Origin of the sequence: Paracoccus laeviglucosivorans, assembly GCF_900182695.1 — a bacterium.
Lineage (GTDB): Bacteria > Pseudomonadota > Alphaproteobacteria > Rhodobacterales > Rhodobacteraceae > Paracoccus > Paracoccus laeviglucosivorans.
The window spans coordinates 1-19,533 of record NZ_FXTK01000010.1; the positions used below are offsets into that span (position 1 = coordinate 1).

Below are 19,533 nucleotides of genomic sequence, written 5' to 3' on the forward strand. Positions count from 1 at the left end.
TAATCGCCGGCCAGCGCCACGATCAGCGCCGCGACAGGTTCCGCCAGACGGTGGCCGTAAAGCGGGGCTTCGGCGACCAGCACCTTGGCGACGCCCGCGATCTTGGCGGCTTCCGCAGCAGCGCCAGCGGCCTGCGCACCCGCGCAGAGCACCGTCACATCGCCCAGACCCGCCACGGCCTTGACCGCCTTGGCGGTCGCGTCCAGGTTCAGCTCGCCATTCGTGACTTCGCCCAACAGAAGAACGGCCATCAGATCACCCCCGCTTCTTTCAGTTTCCCGACCAGCTCATCGACCGAGCCGACCTTGATGCCCGCCTTGCGGCCCTCGGGCTCGCGCGTCGAGACGATTTCCAGCCGCGGCGCGACATCGACGCCGTAATCGCCGGGGGTCTTTTCCTCCAGCGGTTTCTTCTTGGCCTTCATGATGTTGGGCAACGAGGCATAGCGCGGCTCATTCAGGCGCAGGTCGGCGGTGACCACGGCGGGCAGCGCCACCTCGATCGTCTGCAGACCGCCATCGACTTCGCGCGTGACGCGGACCTTGCCGCCGTCGAGCTCCAGCTTGCTGGCGAAGGTCGCCTGACCCCAGCCCAGCAGCGCCGCCAGCATCTGGCCGGTGGCGTTCATGTCATTGTCGATGGCCTGCTTGCCCGCGATGACCAGCTCGGCCCCCTCGGCCTTGGCCACGGCGGCCAGGATCTTGGCCACGGCCAGAGGTTCGATATCGGTGGCGGCATCATCGGCGGCGACCACCAGGATCGCGCGGTCGGCACCCATCGCCAGCGCGGTGCGCAGCGTTTCCTGCGCCTGTTTCACGCCGATGCTGACGGCGATCACCTCTTCGGCCTTGCCCGCCTCTTTCAGGCGGATCGCCTCTTCGACCGCGATCTCGTCGAAGGGGTTCATCGACATCTTGACGTTCGCAAGATCAACGCCGGACCCATCCGCCTTCACGCGGGCCTTCACGTTGTAGTCGATCACGCGCTTCACGGGCACGAGGAGTTTCATGGCTTCTCCCTTTTCGGATTTCGTCACCTGTTGGTGAATTTGTTAGCTGGCGGTCCTGATCAAGAACAGCAAAAAAACGACATACCCGTGTCGTTACGCAACGATCCCGTTTTGTTGACGCTAGCGGTTGGCTCCGGGCACCCAGAGAACGTCCTGGCTGCCGTTTTCGTTGGCGATGCGACCTGCGACGAACAGCCAGTCGGACAGCCGGTTCAGATACTTCACCGCCGCCTGATTGGCGTCTTCGGCCCCGGCCAAAGCAACGGCGCAACGTTCGGCCCGCCGCGCCACGGTGCGCGACAGATGCAGATGCGCGGAAAGCGCGCTGCCGCCGGGCAGGATGAAACTGCGCAGCGGCGTCAGTTGCGCATTCATCGCATCGATCTCGGCCTCAAGCCGGTCGATCTGGGCGTCGATGATGCGCAACACGGGATAGGGGGCGTCGGCATCCTCCTCCATCCGGGGGCGGGACAGGTCGGCGCCAAGATCAAAAAGATCGTTCTGGATCAACGCGATGCGCGCGGCGATTTCGCCATCGGCATGCAGCTTTGCAAGACCCAACGTGGCGTTCAACTCGTCCACGGTCCCGTAAGCTTCGACGCGCAGGGCATGTTTCGGCACCCGTTCGCCATTGGACAATGCGGTTTCGCCCTTGTCGCCGGTGCGGGTGTAAATCTTGTTCAGAACGACCATCAGTGACCCCGTGCCCAAAGATAGATCAGGAATACCGCGATTGCGACGGCCTGCGCGATCAGGCGCCAGCGCATCAGGCGGTTGCCATGTTTGCGGTTGAAATCGCCGCCGCGGGCAAAGCCGCCGATGCCGGTTGCAAGGATTGCGACCACGGCAAGGCAACAGATTGCCAGCAAGATGAAAAGGGCTTTGTCTTCCATCTGTCACCTTTCGCGGGCGACCCTAGCTGCGCCTTGCGAACCAGTCCAGTGCCCGTGTCGAAAGAAGCCTGCGCCCGATCCCCGAGATATGGGTGGGTGTCGTGACGTAGTAACGCGGGCGCGGCGTGGCGGTTTCCAGCGCCAGCGCGATCTTTTCGCTGACGGCGCGGGGTGGCAATTCGAACCGGTCCTTTTTTGCAGCCGGGTGATACAGGCGTTTCAGCAGCGTGTCGCGATATTGCTGGACGCGGTGGCTGTTCTGCCAGTCGATCCATTTTTCGAAATGGGGAATGGAATTCAGGCGGATTCTGGTCCCGATGGGGCCGGGTTCGATCAGCACGAATTTCACCGGGGTATCGGCCATTTCGACGCGCATCACGTCCGTCAGCCCCTCTAGCGCGAATTTCGTCGCGACATAGGCTCCGCGCCACGGAATGCCCACCAGCCCCAGCACCGAGGAAATTTGCACCACCCGCCCGCCGGATACCCGGAAATGCGGGATCAGGCGTGTGGTCAGGTCATGCGTGCCGAACAGGTTCGCCTCGAATATCGAACGCAGGGCGCCGCGCGGCAGATCCTCGGCCGCGCCGGGGATGGCGAATGCGGCGTTGTTGACCAGCGCGGTCGTGCCGCGTTCGCGGGCGGCATCGGCGCAGCGGGCCACGCTGGTTTCATCCGCCAGTTCCAGATGCAGGGGATCGAACCCTTCGTCGCGCCGGGCCTGCAGATCGCTTTCGCGGCGACAGGTCGGGATCACGCTCCAGCCCCGGTCGCGCAGGTGATGCGCCGCGTCCAGCCCGATGCCCGAGGAACAGCCGGTGATCAGAACGGTCTTCATGCGCGCCCCCATATTGCCCGCAGGGTTCTTGCGGTATGCGGGCCGCACACGCAAGCCGCGCATTTCCGGCTGGACCGAAGGCGCGCGCGGGCATATTCAGCCCTTTATGTCCGACGATCCGAACGCGCCCGACCAGACCCCGCCCGCACCCAAGGGCGACCAGACCAGCACCGAGCCGCTGTCGCGCGCCATCGGCGAGCGTTATTTGACCTATGCGCTGTCGACCATCATGCACCGGGCGCTGCCCGACGCGCGTGACGGGCTGAAGCCGGTGCATCGCCGCATCCTTTATGCGATGCGCGAATTGCGGCTGTCGCCCACGGGTGCCTTTCGCAAATCGGCCAAGATCACCGGCGATGTGATGGGCAACTATCACCCGCATGGCGACGGCGCGATCTATGATGCCATGGCGCGTCTGGCCCAGCCTTTCGCCATGCGCTATCCGCTGGTGGACGGACAGGGGAACTTCGGCAATATCGACGGCGACAACCCCGCCGCCAGCCGCTATACCGAGGCCCGGCTGACCGCCGCGTCGGAAGCCCTGATGGAAGGTCTGGCCGAAGATGCGGTCGATTTCCGCCCGAACTATGACGGCACCTTGCAGGAACCTGCCGTGCTGCCCGCGGCCTTTCCGAACCTTTTGTGCAATGGGGCAAGCGGTATCGCGGTCGGCATGGCCACGAACGTGCCGCCCCATAACCTGCACGAAGTCATCGACGCCTGCCTGCATCTGATCAAGGCCCCCGACGCGCGGGACGAAACGCTGATCAGCATCATGCCCGGCCCCGATTTCCCGACGGGCGGCGTGCTGGTCGAAAGCCGCGAGACGATTGCCGAGGCTTACCGCACCGGACGCGGCAGCCTGCGCCTGCGCGCGCGCTGGTCGGTCGAGGATCTGGGCCGCGGCGGCTGGCAGATCGTCGTCACCGAGATCCCCTATCAGGTGCAGAAATCCAAGCTGATCGAGCGTCTGGCCGAGGTGATCCAGCTGAAAAAGGTGCCGATTCTGGCCGATGTGCGCGACGAATCCGCCGAGGATGTGCGCATCGTTCTGGAACCCCGTGCCCGCACCGTGGACCCTGAACAATTGATGGCGGCGCTTTTCCGTGTCTCGGAACTGGAAATCCGCTTTGGCATGAACATGAACGTGCTGATCGACGGGCGCCAGCCCAAGGTCTGCTCGCTCAAGGAATTGCTGCGCGCGTTTCTGGATCATCGCCGCGACGTGCTGGTGCGCCGTGCGAACCACCGGCTGGACAAGATTGCCGCCCGGCTTGAGGTGCTGGAAGGCTATATGATCGCCTTCCTGAATCTGGACCGCGTGATCGAGATCATCCGCTATGAGGATGACCCCAAGGCGGTGATGATCGCCGAATTCAAGCTGTCCGATGTGCAGGTCGAGGCGATCCTGAACATGCGCCTGCGCGCCCTGCGCCGCCTTGAGGAGATCGAGCTGCGGGCCGAGCATGAGGCCCTGACCAAGGAACGCGAGGGGCTGGCCGCCATGCTGGCCGATCCCGCCGCGCAATGGGCCAAGATCAGCGAAGAACTGCGCGAGACGCGCGCGAAATTCGGCAAGTCCGCCCCCGGTGGCTTGCGCCGCACCGAGATCGGCGAGGCCGGTGAGGTCGCCGTCATCGACATGGATTCGATGATCGAGCGCGAGCCCGTGACCGTGATCCTGTCCAGAATGGGCTGGATCCGCGCGATGAAGGGGCACCAGCCGCTGGACGCCGAATTGAAGTTCAAGGATGGCGACGGCCCCTTTATGGCATTCCATGCCGAGACGACCGACAAGCTGATGGTCTATGGCGCGAACGGGCGTTTCTACACGCTGCCCGCCAATGGCCTGCCCGGCGGGCGCGGCATGGGCGAGCCGTTGCGCCTGATGATCGACCTGCCCAACGATGCTGCCGTGATCGACATGTTCGCCTGGCGCGAAGGGGCGCGCTATCTGGTGGCCTCGAAGGCGGGGGATGGCTTTATCGTGCCGGCCTCGGACATTCAGGCGCAGACCCGCAGCGGCAAGCAGGTCCTGAACGGCGAGGCAGTGCTGTGTCGCCCGGTCAGCGGCGACCATGTGGCGGTCGTCAGTTCCAATCGCAAGCTGCTGGTCTTCCCGCTGGCCGAGCTGCCGGAAATGGCACGCGGCAAGGGCGTTCGCCTGCAGAAATATCGCGATGGCGGCGGCTTGTTCCAAGACAGCGTGTTGTCGGACGCGATCTGCATCACGCTGGCTGACGGTCTGCGCTGGCAGGAAAGCGGCGGTCGCACACGGACCGAGCCTGACCTGACCGAATGGCTGGGCAAGCGCGCCAGCGTCGGCAAGATGGCCCCGCGCGGCTTCCCCCGCGACAACAAGTTCAATTGAAAAGGGCGGGGTCTTCCCCGCCCTTCGAATTACGCGCTTGCCGTCGTGGTCTGGACAGGCATGGCAGGCCCGGTATCGATCATCGCATTCTGATCGTGTTTCGGCTTACCGGGGCAATCGGCCATGGCCGGCAGTGCGCCCATGGTCAGGGCCAGCACGGCGGCGACGGTCAGTTTCTTCATCCTCAGGCTCCCTGTGTTGTTGCTGTTCACAGGGGAATCGTCCCATTCATGGGCGATTCGATCAATTCACAATGGGCGTGAGGCGCGGATCAATGCCCATCGCGGTCGCGGATTGCCTTTTCTCCGGTCAGCATGGGGCCGACCAGATCTTCGCGCTTCCAGAAGCGATAGAACAGGATCACCGCCAGATGCAGCAGCACGAGCACAAGGATGACGTTCGCCCCCGTCTCGTGCCAGCCGACGGCCTTGGACCGGGTGGCGGCGCTGACGTAAGACGCAAGCGGACCCACATTGATGTAATCGTCCGGGTCCGAGATCAGCCCGCTGGAGACCTGTGCCGCCAGCGCCGCCAGCATGGCGATCACCGACAGCGCCCCCAAGGGGTTATGCCCCGGCCAATGGCTGGGTTCGCGCAGGAACATGCCGCGTGCGTAATCGGCCACCGCGCCCGGTCCGCGCAGAAAGCTGGAAAACCGTGCGGGCGCGGGTCCGACGAATCCCCAGATCAGCCGAAAGATCAGCAGGCCGGTCACGACATAGCCGCACCAGAAATGCAGCGTCATCTTGTCGGGTCCGAACCGGCCCAGACACCACGCGGCAATGACGGATACGGCCAGCAGCCAGTGGAATCCGCGCAAAAGCGGATCCCACAGCCTGATCTTGCGGACGGGTCGCTCCGTCCGGGGCATCAGCTTTTCTCGCGATAATCGTCGTGGCAGGCTTTGCAGGCTTGCCCCAGCTTGCCGACGACAGGGCCGACGCTTTCCTGCCCGCCCTTGACTGCCTCGGATGCGCCGGACGCAGCTTCGGCCAGACCTTGGAACTTGGTGCGGAAATCATCCATGTTCTGCCAGATTTCCGGCTTGGCGGCGCTGTCGTCCGCGCTGGCGGTCTGGGAATCGCTGCCCTCGATGAACAGGCCGGGCAGGTCGTAATGTGTCAGCGCCTCGATATTGGCGGCGGCGGTGGTGGCGGCCGCCTCGTCATAGGCGATGTCGCCTTTTGCCATGCCCGCCAGCACGCCCATATTGCGCGACAGCATGGTGAAAAAGCCGTGACGCGCCTCGATCACTTGTTGGATCGGGCCTTCGTCCTGGGCTTGGGCGGTCAGGGGAACGGTCAGGGAAAATGCGGCAAGAGCTACGGCAGTCGTCAGATGTCGCACGGCGTCAGTCCTTTCGTGTGGCGGGTATGGCTGCACTGGGATTGCGCCCAAAGCCTCTCATGGCTTTGAGAATCCGCCAAGAAGTTCGCGATGCCGATTTCGTGAGCGGGTTTTTCAGCATCCGTTTTTTTGATCGACAGCATGAATGAGATGCCGCAGATTTCAGCATTCACCGCCCGCAACGTTAGGTTGACGCGTTTATTATTGAGCAATGCCGCATCGCGGCGCAACCTGAACTGGACGGGGCCCGCATCCCCGCCACCCCGCGCCGCACGGGGTTTCTTCATGGCAGCCGCCGTTCTTCGTTCGCGTCTCTCCTCCCTCCGCGTCGAACCAGGAACGGCGGCATCTTTTTCAGCCGGATGGGATTCGCGTCTTCAGGCATAGCCGCAACCTGCCGCAGGGGCGGGCGTCAACAATCCAGCCGTCGGGCGCGTCCAGATAGGCCGCGACGGTGGCCGCAATATCTGCGGCATCGGCAGGTGTCAGGTCATGGAACAGGTATGACGCCCGCCCCGCTGCCTGCATCGCCAGCAAGACGGGCCTTGCGCCATCCGCCTGCAATTCGGCGCGGCGCAGGGTGACGGGCAGATGCACCAGAGCCTGCGCCAGCGCATCGCCATTCGCACCATGCGGCAGGGTCAAGGTAGCGCGCATCGCGCCAGCAGATAGGTGTCCATGATCCAGCCATGCGCCGCACGGGCGCGGGCGCGGGCCTCGATGATCTTTGGCCCGATCTCGGCCAGGGGTCCGTGCATCAGCATCTGCTGCGGCAGGCCAAGGAAGGCGCCCCACCAGATGTCGATGCCCTGCGGATCCAGCGTCTGGAAGGCGCAATCGCCGTCCAGCATCACAACCACCCGGTCGCCAAAGGGCCAGCCATTATCACTCAGTTGCCGCCCCGTGGTGATCGTCACGGGTTGCGCCACATCGTTCAGCGGGATCGCATGGGCTGCGCAAAGCGCCTGAACCGCCGTGATGCCGGGGATCACCCGCAGATGCAGCGGCAGACGGCGCGCCACGCGCGCGGCAATCCGCAGGCTGCTGTCGTAAAGCGACGGATCGCCCCAGACCAGCAGCGCGGGCCGCGCGGCGCCATGGGCGCGGATCACCGCTTCCCATTGTGCGGCGATGGCGTCGTGCCATTCCTCGACGCCCTGCCGATAGCCGTTTTCGACCCGCCGTTCCGGCATGGGAAAGCTGGTCATGGGCGGGGGCGTCACCAACACCTCGGCCACCAATGCGCGGCGCAGGTCGGCAAGGTCGGATTTCGCCGCCTTTTCCGGGATCAGGATCAGATCGGCCACGGCCATGGCCGCCGCCCCTTCGCGCGTCAGATGGCCCGGACTGCCCGAGCCGATGCCGATCAGCGTCAGGTCGATCATGGCGCTTCCCCTATCAGGTGAAAGAATGTGCCGGTGGCATGGCCGCGCCGTGATCCGGTCTCTGCGACCGCATCGCCATTCGCGTCGGTGACGCGGGCCAGCCGATCGTCGGGCTGCGACAGTATGGTGGCATAGTGGAATTCATGCCCGGTCAAAGGGCCGCCGAACAGCCCGCCATGCGGCGTGGCGCGGCGATAGCCCAGATGCATCCGGCGCTTTTCGTAGCTTGTCTCCAGCCCCAGCAGCCCGGCCATTTCGTGGCGCTGGCCGGCCGCATCGACCAGCCCCGCGCCCATCGCCATATAGCCGCCGCATTCGCCATGCACTGGGCGCGTCCGGGCAAAGCGCCGCAATTCCGCGCGGAAATGCCCCGCTGCCGCCAGTCGCCCGGCATGCAGTTCCGGGTATCCGCCGGGCAGCCAGCAGACATGCGCGCTGTCATCCGGCCCCTGATCGGCCAGGGGCGAAAACGGCAGGATGTCCGCCCCCGCCGCCCGCCAGCCCGCGATCAGATGCGGATAGACAAATGAAAACGCATCATCCTGCGCCAGCGCGATGCGCTGTCCGGGCGGGGGCAGGGGGAGGAACGGCTCGGCCGCGATCCCGCCTGCCGATGCCGCGATGATCGCGTCCAGATCCAGATGCCGCGCCGCTGCCTGACCCGCGCGTTCCAACAGTGCATCCAGTGCCGCGTGTTCGCTGGCCTGCACCAGCCCAAGGTGACGCTCGGGCAGTTCGATCCCGGCTTCGCGTGGCAGGACGCCCAGCACAGCGATGCCCAAAGGGTCCAGCGCGTGGCGGATCAGCGTCTCGTGCCGGGGGGATGCCACGCGGTTCAGCACCACGCCCGCCAGCCGCACGTCGCGGCGCATCTCGCGGAAACCCAGCGCTACGGCGGCGGCGGATTGTGCCTGACCCTTGCAGTCCAGCACCAAAACCACCGGCCAGCCGGTCAGTGCGGCAATATCGGCGCTGGCGCCGTTGCCAAGCCCGCCCACCGTCGCCACGCCGTCGAACATGCCCATCGAGCCTTCGGCCAGCGCAATATCGGCATCCGCAGCGGCACCCAGCAGATGCGCGATCTGCGCCCGACCCATGGCCCAACTGTCCAGATTATAGGAATCCCGCCCAGCCGCCGCGCGGTGGAATGCCGGGTCGATATAATCCGGCCCCGATTTGAAGGGCTGCACCACCAGCCCCCGCGCCCGCAAAGCGGCGATCAGACCCAGCGTGACCGTGGTTTTCCCCGAGCCGGAGGCAGGGGCGGTGATCAGCAGCCCCTTCATTCCGGGAACCTTGGGTCGGTGCCGACAGGGCGAAAGCGGCGGTCGTAATCGCCGGCATACAGGCGGGATTCGTCGAAATCCTCGGCCGCCAAAGCGCGGCCCACAAGGATCAGGGCGGTGCGTTCGCCCACACCCACGGCGGGGTCCAGTGTGGCCAGCGTGGCGCGAATGATGCGCTGATCGGGCCAGCTTGCGCGAAAGACCACGGCCACCGGGCAATCCGCACCGTAATGCGGCGTCAGCTCGTCGCGGACGCGGTCCAGCACATGCACCGACAAATGGATCGCCAGCGTGGCCCCGGTCGCGCCAAATGCGGCCAGCGTCTCACCATCCGGCATCGCCGAGGCCCGCCCCGACGTGCGGGTCAGCACCACCGACTGCGCCACCCCCGGCAGCGTCAGTTCCGCCCCCAGCGCGGCAGCGGCGGCGGCGAAACTGGGCACGCCCGGCGTCACGTCATAGGGGATCCCCAGCGCACGCAACCGTCGCAATTGTTCGCCCATCGCGGACCAGACCGACAGATCGCCCGAATGCAGCCGCGCCACGTCATGGCCTGCCTGATGCGCGGCGACGATTTCCGCAATGATCGCATCCAGATCCATGCTGGCGGTGTTCACGATCCGCGCGCCCGGCGGGCAATGGGCAAGCAACGCCTGCGGCACCAGCGATCCGGCATACAGACAGACCGGGCAAGCCGCGATCAGATCGCGACCGCGCAGCGTGATCAGGTCGGCGGCGCCTGGGCCTGCGCCGATGAAATGGACGGTCATAGTGGGTCTCCTTCGGCGATGGCGGCGGTCGCCATCCCGTCTTGCGAGATGAGGCGCGGCATGACGATCCGCGCGCCGGGGGCCAGTGCGGAAAGCGCCGCCGCCTCGGCCACGGATCCCGTGTGATAAAGCTGGATCACGCGCGGCGATTGCGTGGGGGTTTGGATGCCCGCCACCCCGACCGGGATCAGGGGCACGCCAAGCTGTGCGGCCAGCGCCCGGATCGCGGGGCTCGCCGCCTTGTCGTGCGGGGTCGCCAGCGCGTCGCACCCTCCGGCGCGGGTCAGCGCGTCGTAAAGCGAATGCAGCGTGGCCGCGCGGCGAAAGCCCATGCCCGCGACCCTCACGGCAGGCTCCATTGCGTCACGCTGCGGGCGGGTGTCCAGCCGCGCATCCGGCCAAGGGGGGTGGCTTCTTCGACGCTCAGGCGGGTCAGGGTGCCGCCGCGTCGGGCGTGCAATGCGATCAGCAGCGCCTCGGTCTCCAGCGTGACGGCATTGATGACCATCCGGGCATCGGGCAAGGTGTCGATGACCGCTTCGCTGGCGCCACCGCCGACAAAGATCGCATCGGGGCGCGGCAGATCATGCAGGAAATCAGGTGCATCGCCGTGGACCGCCCGCATCCGGTCCTGCAGACCGAAGGCAGCGATATTGGCGCGGATATTGGCGATGCGGTCGGTGCGGGGTTCGATCGCGATCGCCCGCCCGCCATTCAGGCACCATTCGACGCTGACCGAACCCGAGCCGCCGCCGATGTCCCAAAGCAATTCGCCCGCGCGGGGGGCCAGCGCCGCCAGCGTCATCGCCCGGACCACGCGTTTGGTGATCTGCCCATCATGGGCGAAACTGTCGTCCGGCAGGCCGAAACCGCGCGGCAGACCGCTGCCCGCGGGCAGATCCGCCCCATCCAGCGCAACGGCGACCGGGGCCGCGCACTCCAGCGCAAATCCGTCGGCCCGCGCATGACGGACCCGTTCGCGCGGCCCGCCCAACGCCTCAAGCACCGTCATCTGCGTGGCGCCCAAGCCCTGCGCCACCAGCCATCGCGCCAGCGCCGCAGGGGCATCGCCGTCGCGCAGCAGGCACAGCGCCCGCGCGCCGCGCGCCATGACCGGACGCAGCCGGGCAAAGGGGGCGGCGTGCAGGCCAATGCAGGTCACGTCCTGCAACCCCCAGCCCAGACGGGCGGCGGCCAGCGAAAATGTCCCCGGCACGGGAAAGGCCCGCCATTCGCCGGGGGTCACCGCATCGGCCAGCGTGCCGCCCGCGCCGTGCCAGAACGGATCACCCGAGACCAGCGCGGCCACACGCTGCCCCCGCAGTGCCAGCAGGGGCGCGATGTCGAACGGCACCGGCCATGCCCGCCCCGCGATCCCCGCCAGCGTCAGATGACGCGGCGCGCCAAAGACGATTTCCGCGTCCTGCAGCGCCTGCCTGCTTGCAGCGGGCAGGCCGTCCGGTCCATCTTCGCCCAGACCGATGATCGACAGCCAAGGCTCAACCATGACGCGCATCCTTTTGCTGGGCGGCACGACCGAGGCGGGGCAATTGGCCCGATTGCTGGCCGATGCCGGGGTGCAGGCGGTGTTTTCCTATGCCGGGCGCACGGCGAAGCCCTTGCCGCAGCCCTTGCCCACGCGGATCGGCGGCTTTGGCGGCGTGCCGGGACTTGTCGAATATCTGGGCAGTCAGGGCATCACCCATATCGTGGATGCGACCCATCCCTTTGCCGCGGGCATGAGCCGCAATGCCATAGATGCCAGCCGCCTGACCGGCCTGCCTCTGATCGGGCTGGAACGCGCGCCTTGGGTCCGGCAGTCGGGCGACGACTGGACCAGCGTGACGGATTTTGAATCCGCGGCGGCCAGCCTGCCCGGCGACGGCTCGGGCGTATTCCTTGCCATCGGTCGGCAGAATCTTGCATCCTTTCTGGGCCGCGCGCATCGCTGGATGCTGCGCTTTGCCGAGGTGGCCAGCCATCCCCTGCCGGATGCGACGCTGATAGTATCGCGCGGCCCGTTCAGCGTGCCGGGCGATACGGAATTGCTGCGCCGCCACGACATTCGCCACATCGTCGCCAAGAATGCCGGAGGAGTCGCGGCCCAGCCCAAGCTGACCGCCGCTCGCGCGCTGGGCCTGCCGGTGGTGATGATCGACCGCCCCCGCCTGCCTGCGCGCCGCGTCGTGGCCTTGCCCGAGCAGGTCATGGCGTGGCTTCATGGTGCGGAACGCGGGGTATAGACCCACGGGCCTGCGCGGCGCGTGGCGCTGTTGCCCACGATCACCACGGTCCGCATATCGGCCATATCGGGGGTCGCCTGCGCCAGCGTCACGGTGCGCAGCATCTCATCGGGGGTCGTCACCGCGCGGGCGAATGAGATCAGCCGATCCGGCCCGCATTCCTCGCGCAGGATGTCCAACACCTGCGCAAACCCATCGGGCCGGGCCTTTGAGCGTGGGTTATAGAACGCCATTGCGAAATCGGCCTGCGCGGCCAGCCGCAGGCGGCGCTCGATCAGATCCCAGGGCTTCAGGTTGTCCGAAAGATTGATCGCGCAGAAATCATGCCCCAAGGGCGCACCCAGCCGCGCCGCCGCCGCCAGCATCGCGGTGATGCCGGGCAGGATGCGGATGTCGGGGGGATCGTCCGTCACGGCCTCGAACAGCGCCGAGGCCATGGCGAACACCCCCGGATCGCCCGAGGAGACGATGACGACCCGCCGCCCCGTCCGCGCCAGATCCAGCGCCAGCCGCGCCCGGTCCAGCTCCACCCGGTTGTCCGACGGATGCAGGGTCAGCCCGTCACGCGGGGCCACGCGGGCGACATAGGGGATATATCCCACCACATCCGTCGCCTGATCCAGTGCGGCCCGCACCTCGGGCGTGATCAGATCTTCGGCCCCCGGTCCAAGCCCCGCGACGGCAACCCAGCCGCTCATTCGGCGGCATCCGCCAGCGGGCGGCGGCCATTGCCATGCACCAGCACCGTCGCGAAATAGGGGCATGCCGCCATGTCGGCCTGCGTCAGGGGCGTTACGCGCTGGGTGGGCATCGTGCCGCGTTCCACCAGCCACGCATCGCCCATCCGCCCCGCCGCCGCCAAGGCGCGGGCGATCTTGGGCAGGTTGCGCCCCGTTTTCATCACCACGACCGCATCGGCGGCACGGATATGGCGGATCAGCGCGTCCTCGGGCAGGGTGCCCATCAGCACGGTCATCGCATCATCGCCCCATGTCATCGGTTGGCCCACGGCGTTCCAGCAGCCCGTCATGCCGGGAATGCCGGGGATGATCTCGACCGTCACCAGCCCCTGCAACCGCGCGTGCAGATGCATGAACGAGCCGTAGAACAGCGGATCCCCCTCGCATAGCACGACGACATCGCCCTGCGCCGCCAGCGCCGCCAGCCGAACGGTCCATTCGTCATAGAAGGCCGCCAGCAGGCGGTTATATTCCGGGCTGTCAAAGGGGATTTCGGTCGTGACCGGATATTCCATCGCGTGCTCAGTCACGTCCGCCGCCAGCATATGGCCGACGATGCGGCGGGCCTGCCCCTCGCGGCCCTTTTTGCGGAAATAAGCGATCTGGCGCGCGCCGCGGATGGTGCGGTCGGCGCGGACCGACATCAGGTCCGGGTCGCCGGGGCCAAGGCCCGCGCAGATGACCTTGCCCATGGTTATTCCTTCCGGCTGGCAAGCGCGTTGACGGCGGCGACCGTGATCGCGGATCCGCCCAGCCGCCCGCGCACGATCAGCGCGGGCACCGGCAGGTCGGCCATCAGCGCGTCCTTGGATTCGGCGGCACCGACAAAGCCCACGGGACAGCCGATGATCGCGGCGGGGCGGGGGCAGGCGGGGTCGCGCAGCATGTTCAGCAGATGAAACAGCGCGGTCGGCGCATTGCCGATCGCGACCACCGCACCGGCCAGATCCTCGCGCCACAGCTCAAGCGCCGCAGCCGACCGGGTGTTGCCCATGGCGGCGGCCATGTCGGGCACGCGGGGGTCATGCAGGGTGCAGATGACGCGGTTATCGGCGGGCAGGCGCGGGCGGGTGATACCTTCGCTGACCATGCGGGCATCGCACAGGATCGGGGCACCGGCGGCCAGTGCGGCCTGCGCGGCCTCGGCCATGCCGGACGAGAAGACAACATCGCGTTCCAGCCCGACCAGCCCCGCAGCATGGATCATGCGGACCACCACCGGCTCCTCCTCGGGGGAAAAGCGGCCAAGATCGGCCTCGGCGCGGATGGTGGCAAAGGACTGGCGATAGATCGCCGCGCCATCGGTTTCATAGATATGCATGGGCGTGCCTTGGGTTTTCGCGGTCATGTCATGGGCGGGGGGCGCGATCAAGCGCGGGATGTCATCCGCCTGCGCCCTTGCGACCGCAGCATCGACCACGGTCCCGTCCCGGATCAGGTCAAAGCGATCCGCCGCAACGGCCACCAGCGTCAGATCTGCCCGTCCGCGATGGGCGCAACCCTTGGCGCAGCCGCTGACATGCAATGTGCGCGGGCCAAGCAGGGGGGCAAGGCGTCGGGCCAGCCTGCGCACATCCGCCAGCCCCTGTGGACAGCGGGGGGCGCCGGTGCAGGCCGAGATGCGCAGCATCGGATCGCCGGGGGCCTTGATGGTCCCCAAGATACGTCCCTGCGACGGGGTTTCCAGCAGCAGCATCCGCCAGGGCGTCAACCGCACGGGCGCATCCACCGCCGCAAGCTGGTCTGCCGTGATCTGCCCGAAGGCAAAGCCCAGCAGCTGCCCCTGCGGCACTGCGCCGGGTTGCAAGGGGGGGCGCTGCGCGGGCCTCGCCTCGCGCAAGGCATCAGACGGCGGGGACGCGCGGGCCACAACATCGCGCATCCTGCCCCGGCCCGCATGGATGCCGCCATTTGCCACAAACCATGCGGTCAGGGTCCGTGCGGCCTCTGCCCCCGGCAGGAACCAATTCGCGCCCTCGGGCCAGCATTGCCAGCCATGGGGGCCGCGGATCAGGCGGATGTCTGCGGGTGCGGCGGTCAGCACAGGCGCGGCGTCATCCACCGTGAAGCCGAACTTGCCCGGCAGGGGCGAAGCATCGCGGGTCAGCCAATCGGCCAGCGCCTCGGCCATCTGCCACGCCTCGCCGCCCACCGGGGCAAAGGGCGACAGGATCACATTGCGCCGCGCCTCTGCCTCGATCGAGGCGTCCAGAAGCCCCATCTCGCCCAATGCGACCAACACCGCTTCATGCCCAGCCGCGTCCAGCCCCCGCAATTGCAGGTTCGCGCGGTTGGTCAGGTCGATCAGCCCATTCCCATGCCGCGCCGACAGTGCCGCAATCGCGTGGGCCTGTGCGACCGTCAGCCGCCCGTTCAACGGCTTGATCCGCAGGACCAGCCCGTCGCCCGAGGCCATGGGCCGCAACGCGCCGGGGCACCAGCCCTTGATGTCGAAGCTCATGACGCCAGCACCGAATTGCGGCGGGTCACCCATAGTCCCGATTCCAGAAGCCGCGCGAACATTGCCCGCATCGCGGCCAGCGCGGCGGGGTTTTCGCGATCCATGAAGGCTACAACCTCGTCCCGGCCCAGCGTGGCGTCGTGGTAAAGATCGAACAGATGCCCCGGCACCACACCCGCCAGATTGGCGAAGGCGGCCATGTGGTCTAGCGTCGCCGCGATCTCTGCCGCGCCGCGAAAGCCATGCGCCATCATGCCGTCCGCCCATGCCGGATTGGCGGCGCGGGCGCGGGTGACGCGGGCGATCTCCTCGGTCAGCGACCGCGCGCGGGGGGTGTCGGGGCGGGTCGCGTCCAGATGATAAAGCGCCGGGGCGGGCGCGCCGACCCGCGCCATGGCGGCGGCGAAACCGGCTTCATGCGCGGCGTAATCGCTGGCCAGCAGCAGGTCGGATTCCGGCAGATCCTGCGCATGGACGAACGCATCGGCCCCGGCCAGCCTGTCACGGATCGCCTGAGGCTGGTGTGTCACGGTCCCATCCGCGCCGATGGCATGGGATGACGCGGCCAGCCACGCCTCGCCCGCAGCGGCGCGGGCATCGTCGGTGAATGTCTCGGCCAGTTCGGTGATGCCCAGCCCATACAGCCCCGGCTTGGGGCCGAAGACGCGGGACGCGCGGGTGATATAAGGGTTGTCCTCGGGCGTCTCATCGCGGGTCGCCAAGGCCTCGGCCCCGGTCTCGAACAGCTGTGCCAGCCCCGGAAACACGTCGCGAAACAGGCCCGAGACGCGTAGCGTCAGGTCGATCCGCGGGCGGCGCAGCTCGGCCAGGGGGATGATCTCGACGCCCGAAACCCGACCTGAGCCTGCATCCCAGCGTGGAGCCATGCCCGCCAGATGCAGCGCCATGGCGAATTCCTCGCCCGCGGTGCGCATGGTGGCGCTGCCCCACAGGTCCACGACCAGCCCACGCGGCCAGTCGCCATGGTCCTGCAGGTGGCGGCGCAGCAGCTCCTCGGCCAGCTTGACGCCTTGGGCATGGGCGTTGCGACTGGGCACGGCGCGCGGGTCCACGGTGAAAAGGTTGCGCCCAGTGGGCAGCACGTCCAGCCGCCCCCGCGCGGGCGACCCCGAGGGGCCGGGGGCCACGCGCAGGCCCGACAGGGCGCGCGTCAGGCCGTCCATTTCACCCGGCGCGGCACCGTAGACATGCAGCCCCTCGCCAAAGCGGCTTTCCTTCAGGTCGCAGACGAAGCGGTCGATCAGCGGGATCGCCTCGGCCGGTGAGGCGTCGGAGGGCAGGCCAAGGTCGGTTTCGACGCCTGCCGCGCGGGCCTCGTCGCGGATCGCGCCGATCAGGCGGTCGCGGCGGCGCGGGTCAAGCCCGTCGGCGGTCGAATATTCGTCCAGCAGACGTTCCAGATGCAGCAGGTTCTGCGGCGTCGCTGCATCGGCCAAAGGGGGCGGGACATGGCCCAGCGTGACGGCGGATAGGCGGCGCTTGGCCTGCGCGGCCTCTCCGGGGTCGTTGACGATGAAGGGATAGATGACGGGCAGATCGCCCAGCAGGGCTTGCGGCCAGCAGGCATCCGACAGCGCCACAGACTTGCCGGGCAGCCATTCCAGCGTGCCATGCGCGCCCATGTGGATGATGGCGTCGGTCTGGCTGCGCAGCCACAGATAAAAGGCGACATATTCGTGGCGTGGCGTGCGCGACAGGTCGTGGTAATCGTCGGCGCGGGCCTGGACCTCGCCACGCTCAGGTTGCAGGGCGATCAGCGCATCTGGGGTGCGGAGCGCGGCGAAATCGACGGTCTGCGGGGCATGGCCCCACGCGGCTTGCAGATCGTCGCGCAGGGGCTGGGGCAGGGTGCGCAGGGCGTCAGGATAGCCCGCCCATGTCAGACGCTCGGACATCAGCCGCTGGCCCAGATCGTCATGCGGGACGCCAAGGATTGCGCCGGTGGATGCCAGCGCGTCCAGACCAACCGCATGGGCCAGTTGATGCGCCTTGCCGGGATAGGTGGACAGGATCACGGCGCGGCGCGTGGCCGTGCGAAGCCCATGCCACGCCTTGATCCGTGCCACCGCCGCTGCAATCCCCGCCGCATCCGGCGCATGGATCAGGCGCGAGAATTGCAGGTCCGGGTCGCGGGGCTGCGGTTCCTTGAAGCTGATCGCGCCAAGAAAGATGCGGCCGTCGACCTCGGGCAACACGACATGCATTGCCAGATCGGCGGCGGAAAGGCCGCGATCTTCGGCTGCCCACAGCGCGCGCGGAGCGGTGGACAGCGCGACCTGAAACACCGGGCAATCGGCGGCGTCAAAAGGCGTGGCGCCCGCGTCGTCCCGCGCCGAAAAGGCAGTCATGTTCACCACCGCCGCCATCCCCGGCAGATGCGGCGCAAGCGACGCGCCAAGGCCGGGCAGCTTCAGGGAGGGGGCGAAAACACCGGTCGCGGCGAAGCCTGCGCGACGCAGCGCCCGGATCATCGCGTCCACGGGGGCCAGATCGGCGCTGGTCAGATAGCTGCGATAAAACGCGACCAGCACACGGCTTGCGCCCGCAAGCGGGGCCGGGATCACCCCGGCCTCGGCGTCGTAGAACCCCCATTGCGGGATCGCGGGCTGACCCGCTACCGAGGCCGTCCCCAGTCCCGCCGCCTGCGCCAGTTCCGCCAGCGCCATCTGCGCTGCCACCGCCCCGCCTTCGTCGCAAAGCGCCGACAGACGGCGCAGCACCGGGACGGGCAGGGTCGAGAACCGGTCCAGCGTCGGATCGGGCCGCCCATCGGCCGGCAGCAGCGCCAGCGCGATGCCCCGCCGCCGCGCCATGTCTTGCAGGCTGGCGACGCCATAGGGCCAATACGCCTCGCCGCCGATCAGGCGGACAAGGATCGCCTTCGCCCCCGAAAGCGTCGCCTCGCAATACTGATCGACCGAGACGGGATGACGCAGCGCCGACAGGTTGCACAGCCGCAGGGACGGCAGCCCGACATGCGATCTGGCCTGATGCCAGCCCGCCGCAAATGCGCCAAGGTCGCTGTCCGAAAAGGACAGCACCACCAGATCGGCGGGGCTTTGGTCAGGATCGGTCGGGATCTCGGTTTCCTCAAGCCCCCGGCCTTCGCGGAAGATGACGTGCAAGCGGTTCCTCTATGCGGTCAGCACTGCCCTGATGGCGGCTTCGTCAATGTCGTGATGTTCGGCGATGACGACAAGGCGCGAGACGCGCGGCTGATCGCCCCAGGGCCGGTCGTATTGGTGGCGGATGCGTTCGCCCACGGCCTGAACCAGCAGGCGCATGGGCTTGCCCGCCACGGCGACATGGCCCTTGACGCGCAGGATGTGCTGTTCGCGGGCCAGACGCTCGATCCGGGCGGTCAGGTCGGCGGGGTCCGAAATCTCGGGCAGGTCGATCACCACAGAATCGAAATCCTCGTGTTCGTGATCGTCCGCGCCGTCGTGATGGCTGGGGCGGGCGGCAAGATCGTCCTCGGCGGCAGCGCCCAGTCCAAGGATCACACGCGGGTCAATGACGCCATCGGTCAGCGGCAGGATCGGCAGCTTGCGCGGGGTTTCGGCCTCGATCACCGCGCGGGCTGCGGACAGCCCGGCATCGCCCGCCAGATCGGCCTTGGACAGCAGCACGATGTCGGCGCAGGCGATCTGATCCTCGAACACCTCGGACAGGGGCGTTTCATGGTCAAGGCTTTCGTCCGCCTCGCGCTGCGCCTGCACAGCGGCCTCGTCGGGTGCAAATCGCCCCGCCGCCACCGCCTCGGCATCGGCCAGCGCGATCACGCCGTCCACCGTGATGCGCGACCGGATCGCGGGCCAGTCGAAGGCCTTCAGCAAGGGTTTCGGCAGTGCCAGACCCGAGGTTTCGATCAGGATATGGTCGGGCTTTTGCGGCATCGCCATCAGCTTTTCCAGCGTCGGGATGAAGTCGTCGGCGACGGTGCAGCAGATGCAGCCGTTCGACAGCTCAAGGATGTTCTCCTCGGGGCAGTTTTCATCGGCGCAGGATTTCAGGATGTCGCCATCGACGCCCACGGTGCCGAATTCATTGACCAGCACAGCCAGCCGCTTGCCCTGCGGGTTCTGCATCAGGTGGCGGATCAGCGTCGTTTTGCCCGCGCCCAGAAAGCCGGTAATCACGGTCACGGGGGTCTTGGTCAGGTCGGTCAT

At 67.4% G+C, this 19,533-nt stretch carries 21 protein-coding genes and 2 pseudogenes; 2 read left to right on the plus strand and 21 right to left on the minus strand.

What is annotated here, in order from left to right:
* The 5 genes and pseudogenes from FN835_RS11670 to FN835_RS11690 form a co-directional block, all read right to left on the minus strand.
* Positions 1 to 251 (minus strand): annotated as a pseudogene (locus tag FN835_RS11670) (electron transfer flavoprotein subunit alpha/FixB family protein); the annotation flags it as partial.
* On the minus strand, positions 251 to 1,009 hold the full coding sequence (locus tag FN835_RS11675) for an electron transfer flavoprotein subunit beta/FixA family protein (protein ID WP_142663406.1): 759 nt from the start codon (positions 1,007 to 1,009) through the stop codon (positions 251 to 253). The gene FN835_RS11675 and the pseudogene FN835_RS11670, both read right to left, overlap by 1 nt.
* A 120-nt stretch (positions 1,010 to 1,129) precedes the next feature.
* Positions 1,130 to 1,702 carry a cob(I)yrinic acid a,c-diamide adenosyltransferase gene (locus tag FN835_RS11680; RefSeq protein WP_142663407.1) on the minus strand — a complete coding sequence of 191 codons (573 nt, stop codon included), beginning with the start codon at positions 1,700 to 1,702 and terminating at the stop codon, positions 1,130 to 1,132.
* Positions 1,702 to 1,902 (minus strand): twin transmembrane helix small protein, encoded by a 201-nt coding sequence (locus tag FN835_RS11685; RefSeq protein WP_142663408.1) that lies wholly within the window; start codon positions 1,900 to 1,902, stop codon positions 1,702 to 1,704. Before FN835_RS11685 ends, FN835_RS11680 begins: the two co-directional genes overlap by 1 nt.
* 22 nt (positions 1,903 to 1,924) lie before the next feature.
* On the minus strand, positions 1,925 to 2,740 hold the full coding sequence (locus FN835_RS11690) for an SDR family NAD(P)-dependent oxidoreductase (protein WP_142663409.1): 816 nt from the start codon (positions 2,738 to 2,740) through the stop codon (positions 1,925 to 1,927).
* A 106-nt stretch (positions 2,741 to 2,846) separates the two neighbouring features.
* Between FN835_RS11690 and parC the strand changes: the two genes are divergently transcribed.
* Positions 2,847 to 5,111, plus strand: coding sequence for a DNA topoisomerase IV subunit A (gene parC, locus FN835_RS11695; protein WP_142663520.1), 2,265 nt, complete (start codon positions 2,847 to 2,849; stop codon positions 5,109 to 5,111).
* A 29-nt stretch (positions 5,112 to 5,140) separates the two neighbouring features.
* Here the strand turns inward: parC and FN835_RS21225 are convergent, their stop codons facing one another.
* The 10 genes from FN835_RS21225 to cbiE all read right to left on the minus strand — a co-directional run bounded on the left by FN835_RS21225 (position 5,141) and on the right by cbiE (position 11,406).
* Positions 5,141 to 5,293, minus strand: a complete 153-nt coding sequence (locus tag FN835_RS21225; RefSeq protein ID WP_185958652.1) for a hypothetical protein — start codon at positions 5,291 to 5,293, stop codon at positions 5,141 to 5,143.
* 89 nt (positions 5,294 to 5,382) lie between these two features.
* Positions 5,383 to 5,982, minus strand: a complete 600-nt coding sequence (locus FN835_RS11700) for a cytochrome b/b6 domain-containing protein (RefSeq protein WP_142663410.1) — start codon at positions 5,980 to 5,982, stop codon at positions 5,383 to 5,385.
* Positions 5,982 to 6,458, minus strand: a complete 477-nt coding sequence (locus FN835_RS11705) for a c-type cytochrome (RefSeq protein WP_142663411.1) — start codon at positions 6,456 to 6,458, stop codon at positions 5,982 to 5,984. Before FN835_RS11705 ends, FN835_RS11700 begins: the two co-directional genes overlap by 1 nt.
* Positions 6,446 to 6,745 (minus strand): hypothetical protein, encoded by a 300-nt coding sequence (locus tag FN835_RS11710; RefSeq protein WP_142663412.1) that lies wholly within the window; start codon positions 6,743 to 6,745, stop codon positions 6,446 to 6,448. Before FN835_RS11710 ends, FN835_RS11705 begins: the two co-directional genes overlap by 13 nt.
* A 67-nt stretch (positions 6,746 to 6,812) precedes the next feature.
* Positions 6,813 to 7,103: a DUF1636 family protein gene (locus tag FN835_RS11715; protein ID WP_246098718.1), complete on the minus strand. Its 291-nt coding sequence runs from the start codon at positions 7,101 to 7,103 to the stop codon at positions 6,813 to 6,815.
* The gene (gene cobF / locus FN835_RS11720) at positions 7,100 to 7,843 is read right to left on the minus strand and encodes a precorrin-6A synthase (deacetylating) (RefSeq protein ID WP_142663414.1); all 744 of its coding nucleotides are present in this window, start codon (positions 7,841 to 7,843) and stop codon (positions 7,100 to 7,102) included. The genes FN835_RS11715 and cobF overlap by 4 nt, the downstream gene beginning before the upstream one ends.
* Positions 7,840 to 9,129 carry a cobyrinic acid a,c-diamide synthase CobB gene (locus FN835_RS11725; protein ID WP_142663415.1) on the minus strand — a complete coding sequence of 430 codons (1,290 nt, stop codon included), beginning with the start codon at positions 9,127 to 9,129 and terminating at the stop codon, positions 7,840 to 7,842. Before FN835_RS11725 ends, cobF begins: the two co-directional genes overlap by 4 nt.
* The gene (gene cobM, locus FN835_RS11730) at positions 9,126 to 9,899 is read right to left on the minus strand and encodes a precorrin-4 C(11)-methyltransferase (RefSeq protein WP_142663416.1); all 774 of its coding nucleotides are present in this window, start codon (positions 9,897 to 9,899) and stop codon (positions 9,126 to 9,128) included. The genes FN835_RS11725 and cobM overlap by 4 nt, the downstream gene beginning before the upstream one ends.
* A complete protein-coding gene (locus FN835_RS11735) occupies positions 9,896 to 10,246 on the minus strand; it encodes a cobalamin biosynthesis protein (protein ID WP_142663417.1) in 351 nt (116 codons plus the stop codon). The genes cobM and FN835_RS11735 overlap by 4 nt, the downstream gene beginning before the upstream one ends.
* Positions 10,243 to 11,406, minus strand: coding sequence for a precorrin-6y C5,15-methyltransferase (decarboxylating) subunit CbiE (cbiE, locus tag FN835_RS11740; RefSeq protein WP_142663418.1), 1,164 nt, complete (start codon positions 11,404 to 11,406; stop codon positions 10,243 to 10,245). Before cbiE ends, FN835_RS11735 begins: the two co-directional genes overlap by 4 nt.
* On the opposite strand from cbiE, the gene FN835_RS11745 reads away from it, so the two are divergent.
* Positions 11,405 to 12,142, plus strand: coding sequence for a cobalt-precorrin-6A reductase (locus tag FN835_RS11745; RefSeq protein WP_142663419.1), 738 nt, complete (start codon positions 11,405 to 11,407; stop codon positions 12,140 to 12,142). The two genes, cbiE and FN835_RS11745, sit on opposite strands and share 2 nt — an antisense overlap.
* On the opposite strand, the gene cobJ is transcribed toward FN835_RS11745, so the two are convergent.
* The 6 genes and pseudogenes from cobJ to cobW form a co-directional block, all read right to left on the minus strand.
* Complete coding sequence (cobJ, locus tag FN835_RS11750; protein WP_142663420.1) at positions 12,118 to 12,840, minus strand: precorrin-3B C(17)-methyltransferase; 723 nt, start codon at positions 12,838 to 12,840, stop codon at positions 12,118 to 12,120. The two genes, FN835_RS11745 and cobJ, sit on opposite strands and share 25 nt — an antisense overlap.
* Positions 12,837 to 13,574: a precorrin-2 C(20)-methyltransferase gene (gene cobI, locus FN835_RS11755; RefSeq protein WP_142663421.1), complete on the minus strand. Its 738-nt coding sequence runs from the start codon at positions 13,572 to 13,574 to the stop codon at positions 12,837 to 12,839. The genes cobJ and cobI overlap by 4 nt, the downstream gene beginning before the upstream one ends.
* A 2-nt stretch (positions 13,575 to 13,576) precedes the next feature.
* Complete coding sequence (locus tag FN835_RS11760; RefSeq protein ID WP_142663521.1) at positions 13,577 to 14,203, minus strand: precorrin-8X methylmutase; 627 nt, start codon at positions 14,201 to 14,203, stop codon at positions 13,577 to 13,579.
* Between the two features lie 912 nt (positions 14,204 to 15,115).
* Positions 15,116 to 15,376: pseudogene (locus FN835_RS21610) on the minus strand (hypothetical protein); the annotation flags it as partial.
* Positions 15,340 to 18,489 carry a cobaltochelatase subunit CobN gene (cobN, locus tag FN835_RS11770; protein ID WP_142663422.1) on the minus strand — a complete coding sequence of 1,050 codons (3,150 nt, stop codon included), beginning with the start codon at positions 18,487 to 18,489 and terminating at the stop codon, positions 15,340 to 15,342. The gene cobN and the pseudogene FN835_RS21610, both read right to left, overlap by 37 nt.
* Positions 18,490 to 18,498: 9 nt before the next feature.
* Positions 18,499 to 19,533, minus strand: a complete 1,035-nt coding sequence (gene cobW / locus FN835_RS11775; RefSeq protein WP_142663423.1) for a cobalamin biosynthesis protein CobW — start codon at positions 19,531 to 19,533, stop codon at positions 18,499 to 18,501.